Source organism: Roseomonas sp. CECT 9278 (genome assembly GCF_918698155.1).
Taxonomy (GTDB): Bacteria; Pseudomonadota; Alphaproteobacteria; order Acetobacterales; family Acetobacteraceae; genus Neoroseomonas.
In genome coordinates this window covers 1-5008 of sequence record NZ_CAKKLX010000099.1, presented here as the reverse complement: position 1 = coordinate 5008, position 5008 = coordinate 1, and the positions used below count along the sequence as shown (strand labels likewise).

Genomic DNA, 5008 nt, shown 5'->3' with positions numbered 1-5008 from the left:
CGCCGCGCCCTGCCGTCGCCACGGCGCCCCGGCCTGGCCGCGGCGATGCGCGGCGGCACGCGCCGCCCAACGATGGCACCACGCGCTGCGGCGGCAGGCGCCGCGCGGCGCGCCGCGATGCAGGCTCGGCGCCGTCGTCACCACCCCAGCACCTCGGCCAGGTGCGCCCGCATCCGCGCGCCCGCGCACCCATCCCACAGCGGGATCGCCGCCGCGCGGCCCGGCGGGTGGCGCATGGCCTCGGCCAGCTGCGCCGGCGTCACCAGCTGGTTGCCGCCGGCCGCCAGCGTGGCCGGGCGTTCTGTCGAGGGCCGCAGCGTCAGGCAGGGCAGGCCAAGCGCCGCCGCTTCCTCCTGCACGCCGCCGCTGTCGGTCGCGACCAGCCGCGCATGGGCCATCAGCGCCAGGAAATCGAGGTAGCGCAGCGGCGGCATCATGCGCACCCCACGCGGCGGCACCAGGCCGAAGCGTTCCATCCGCGCCCGCGTGCGCGGATGCAGCGGCCAGGCGAGCGGCATCGCGACCGCCGCCGCCTCCACCGCCGCGATCAGCGCGCGCAGCACCGGCGCCTGGTCCACATTGGCCGGGCGGTGCAGCGTCACGATGCCGTAGGCGCCCGGCGACAGGCCCTCGGGCAAGGGCCGCGCGCGCGCCGCGGGCAGGTGCCGCAGCAGGCTGTCCACCATGGCATTGCCGACCGCGCAGACGCCGCCATGGCCGGCCGCGCGCAGCCGCGCCGCGGTCGCCTCGTCCGGCGCCCAGAGGATGTCGCTGATCGCATCCAGCGCGCGGCGGTTGATCTCCTCGGGCATGTCGGCATCGTCGCAGCGCAGCCCGGCCTCCAGATGCGCCACCGGGATGCCCAGCTTGCGCGCCGCGAGCCCCGCCGCCAGCGCGCCGTCGACATCGCCCGCCACCACCACCAGCGCGGGACGGTCGCGCTGCCAGGCGGCCTCGCAGGCCATCATGGTGCGGCCGGTCAGCTCGGCATGGGTGCCGCCGCTCACGCCAAGCGCGATGGCGGGCGCGGGCAACGCCAGGTCCTCCAGCAGGTCACCGAACATCGCCGCGTCGTGGTGCTGGCCGGTGTGCAGCAGGATGGGCGCGCAGATCGGCGGCGCCTCGGCCAGCGCGTGCCACAGCGCCGCCAGCTTGGGCAGGTTCGGCCGCGCGGCCGCGACCATGTGCAGCGCCGGCAGCATCAGCGCGGGTCCGCGCGGCGCGGGGCGATCTTGGCCGGCGCCGGCCAGGCCCGGGGCGCCTCGCCCGGCTGCGGTGAGGCCGGCCGGCGACGCGGCGCGGGCGGTCCGGCGGCCTCGACCACCGCGCAGAAGCGTTCCGCCAGCAGCCGTCGGTCCCAGGTGGTCACCGCCTGGCGCCGCGCCGCCGTGCCCATGCGCGCGCGCAGCGCGGGATCGCCGGCCAGCCGCGCCAGCGCATCCGCCAGCGCCGCCGCATCGCCCGCCGGCACTGCGATGCCGGAGGGTCCGTCCGCCACCATGCGCGCCGCGCGGCCTGGCTGGTTGGTCACCACCGGCAGCCCGGCCGCCAGCCCGTCCATGATCTTGTTGGGCGCGGTCCATTCGGCGAAGGCGGGCAGCGGCGCCAGCAGGTGCAGCGCGACCTGGCTGCCGGCATACAGCGCCCCCAGCGCCGCGCGCGGCAGCGGATCGAGGAAGGTGACGTTGTCGAGCCCCTCGGCCAGCGCGCGGGAGACCAGGTCGCGCTTCTGCCCGCCGTCGCCGACCAGCAGGATCCGCACCCCCCGCGCCCCGCGCGCGCGCAGCAGCGCCGCGGCGTCGAGCAGCCCGCCCAGCCCGTTCGCCGCGCCATGCGCCCCGGCATAGACCGCCAGGCATTCCCACGGCGCCGCGGCCGCCGGCCGCCACGGCGCGACATGCGGGCCGAACAGGTGCAGGTCACAGCCATTCGGCACGACATGCACACGGTCGGGATCGGCCCCGCGCGCGCGGGCGGTCTCGGCCATGCCGTCGGACAGCGCGACCACCGCGGCGGCACGGCGGCAGGCGGCGTCCGCAAGGCGCTCCATCGCCGCCAGCACCGGGCGCGGCACGCCGCCCAGGGCGCGCGGCACCTCCGGCCAGGGGTCGCGGATCTCGAAGACGAAGGGGGTGCCGCGCACGGCCCGCGCCGCCAGCGCCGGGATCGCGACCGTGAGCGGCGTGGAGGACGCCACCACCAGGTCGCATTCCGCCCGCAGCGCCAGCGGCGCGGCGCGCGCGGCGAAGCGCAGGAAGGCCCCGGCGCGCGCGCGCAGCGGCATCGCGTTGCCGCAGGGGATGTCGAATTCCACCACCCGCACGCCAGCGACGCGGCCGGCCCGCCGGCCATGCCGGAACGGGCCGTCGAGGCCGCTGACCGCGCCGTCGTAGCGCCCGCAGGCCAGCGTCACCTCATGGCCGCGCGCCGCCAGCGCGCGGGCCAGCGAATCGCTGCGCGTCGAGGTGCTGCCGCCCGGCCCCGAATGGTGCTGGTGCAGGTACAGGATCCGCACGGGATCAGCCCCGCCAGCAGGCGCGGATGGCGGCGATCACGCGATCCTGCTCGGCCTCGGTCATGGCGGTGCCCGACGGCAGGCACAGGCCGCGCGCGAACAGACCGCGCGCCACCGCGCCGCCGGCCACGGGCGCATCGCGGAACACCGGCTGGTCGGGCAGCGGCTTCCAGACCGGGCGGCTTTCCACGCCGGCCTCCTCGAGCGCGGCGCGGATCTCGTCGCGGTCGGTGCCGGCCCGCGCGGGATCGACCAGGATGGCGCCCAGCCAGTGCGTCGCACGGCCCCAGGCCGGTTCGGGCATCGGGTCCAGCCCCGGCAGGTCGGCCAGCGCCGCGGCATAGCGCGCGAAGATGGCGCGCCGCGCCGCCACCCGGTCGGCCAGCACCGCGACCTGCGCCAGCCCCACCGCCGCCAGCACCGAGGACATCCCATAGGCATGGCCCGTCGCGGAATGCTGGTAATGCGCGGCGGGGTCCTTGGCATGGCTCGCCAGGTGCCGCGCGCGCGCCACCAGCACCGGGTCGTCCGAGGCCAGGGCGCCGCCGCCGCCCGCGGTGACGATCTTGTTGCCGTTGAACGAGAAGGCGGCGAGCCGCGCCCCACGGCCCGCCGCCCCGCCACGCAGCGTCGCGCCCAGCCCCTCGGCGCTGTCGCTCAGCACCGGGACGTCGTAGCGCGCACAGGCCGCCGCGATGGCATCGAGGTCGCTGGCCTGGCCATAGATGTCCACCGCGACCACCACGCGCGGCAGCCGCCCGCGGCGCGCGGCGGCGCGCAGTTCCGCCCGCAGCAGCCCGGGGTCGAGCGTCCAGGACCGCGGGCAGACATCGAGGAAGCGCGGCACCGCGCCCATCTGCACGGCCGGCGCGACCGTCGCGACGAAGGTGAAGCCCGGCGCCCAGACCTCGTCGCCCGGCGCGACGTCCAGCACGCGATACGCCAGGTGCAGCGCCGCGGTGCCCGATGCGGTGGCAAGCACATGCGGGAAGCGCGTGGCCGCGCCGACAGCGCATTCGAAGGCCGCGATGGCCGGCCCCGCGGGCGCCACCCAGCCGCTGTCCAGCACCGCGCGCAGGTGGTCGATCTCGGTGCCCGCGAGATGCGGCGGCGAGAGGTGGATGCGCCGGGCCGCGCCGGCCGCCGCGCCGGAAACCGGTGCGCTGGGCGGCGGGCGGGGCGACACCAGGTAATTCACGAAGTTAGTATATTTCAGTCATTCGAAATCAACCAGGGGTTATGATCGCTTTTCGCCACGAAACGCCGGCATCGTCGCATGGCCGGGCGCCGAGGCGCCGCGCCCGGACAGCGCCAGCAGCCCGCAGCGCAGCAGCAGCGCGACGTCGCGCGACAGGCGCGGCGGCGCCTCGGCATGGCGCGCATCGAGCTCGAGCCGCGTCTCCCAGCCCACCGCGTTGCGCCCGGCCGCCTGCGCCGCGCCGGCCAGGCCCGGGCGCAGCCGCAGCCGCAAGGCCTGGCGCGGCGAATAGAGCGCCACGTAGTCGAGCGGCAGCGGGCGCGGCCCGACCAGGCTCATCTCCCCGCGCAGCACATTGACCAGCTGCGGCAGCTCATCGAGCGCCAGCGCGCGCAGCACGCGGCCCAAGGCGGTCATGCGCGCGGCGTCATCGCCGGGTCCCTCGCGCAGCGTGCGGAACTTGAGCACGGTGAAGGGCCGGCCGTGCTGCCCGGCGCGGCGCTGGCGGAACATCACCGGCGCGCCGAGCGCCACGCGCACCGCGCCGGCCACGCCCAGCAGCAGCGGCGCCAGCAGCGCCAGCAGCAGCGCCGCGCCGGCGGCATCAAGCGCCCGCTTGCCGAAGCGCGCGTACATCGGCGCCCTCCTCATGCAGGCGGTGGCGATGCCTCGCCAGCGGGCCGGCGCCGCCGCCGCCGGCATCGGTCTGGTCCGACGCGAAGCCGCCGCCCGGATCGGACCGCAGCCCCAGCCCGAGCGCCAGGCCCAGCGCGAACCACGCCATGCGGTTCCCCAGGTCGGTCGACACCATCACCGACAGCGCCACCGGCAGCACCAGCGCGGCGATGCGCGCGGCGCGCCAGCCGGCGGCCCGCGCCCCCAGCAGCACCGCCACCACCGCGCCGCCGCCGAAGGCCAGCAGCCACAGGACGATGCCGGGCAGCCCGCCCTCCGCCAGCGCCTCCAGCGCATGATTGTGCGGATACATCCCGCGCCGTTCGCCGAAGCCGGCCGAGATGGTGAATCCGCCGGTCCCCAGCCCGAAGGGCAGCGCGGCCGCGCCGTGGTCCAGCGCGGCGCGCCACAGCGCGAGACGGCCGGAGGATTGCGCGACATCGCCCTCCGCCAGGCGTTCCACGGTGCGCAGCCCGGCGGCCAGGCCGGGATCGGCCAGCACCACCGCCAGCACGCCCGCCACCGCGCCGGCCACCGCGCCCGGCCACAGCAGCGCCGCGCCGCGCCGCCCGGCGCGCCACAGCGCGATCGCCGGTGCCGCCGCCAGCGCCAGCGCCAGC

5 protein-coding genes are annotated in these 5008 nt (G+C 77.5%); all 5 read right to left on the bottom strand.

What is annotated here, in order from left to right:
* Positions 1 to 137 precede the first annotated feature (137 nt).
* Complete coding sequence (wecB, locus tag LQ222_RS25980; RefSeq protein ID WP_230169778.1) at positions 138 to 1202, bottom strand: non-hydrolyzing UDP-N-acetylglucosamine 2-epimerase; 1065 nt, start codon at positions 1200 to 1202, stop codon at positions 138 to 140.
* A complete protein-coding gene (locus tag LQ222_RS25975) occupies positions 1202 to 2515 on the bottom strand; it encodes a glycosyltransferase family 4 protein (RefSeq protein ID WP_230169777.1) in 1314 nt (437 codons plus the stop codon). The genes wecB and LQ222_RS25975 overlap by 1 nt, the downstream gene beginning before the upstream one ends.
* Positions 2516 to 2519: 4 nt before the next feature.
* Positions 2520 to 3701, bottom strand: a complete 1182-nt coding sequence (locus tag LQ222_RS25970; RefSeq protein WP_230169776.1) for a DegT/DnrJ/EryC1/StrS aminotransferase family protein — start codon at positions 3699 to 3701, stop codon at positions 2520 to 2522.
* 51 nt (positions 3702 to 3752) lie between these two features.
* Complete coding sequence (locus LQ222_RS25965) at positions 3753 to 4349, bottom strand: sugar transferase (RefSeq protein ID WP_230169775.1); 597 nt, start codon at positions 4347 to 4349, stop codon at positions 3753 to 3755.
* Positions 4318 to 5008, bottom strand: a 691-nt coding sequence (locus LQ222_RS25960; protein ID WP_230169774.1) for an O-antigen ligase family protein, incomplete at its 5' end; no start/stop codon positions are given. The genes LQ222_RS25965 and LQ222_RS25960, both read right to left, overlap by 32 nt.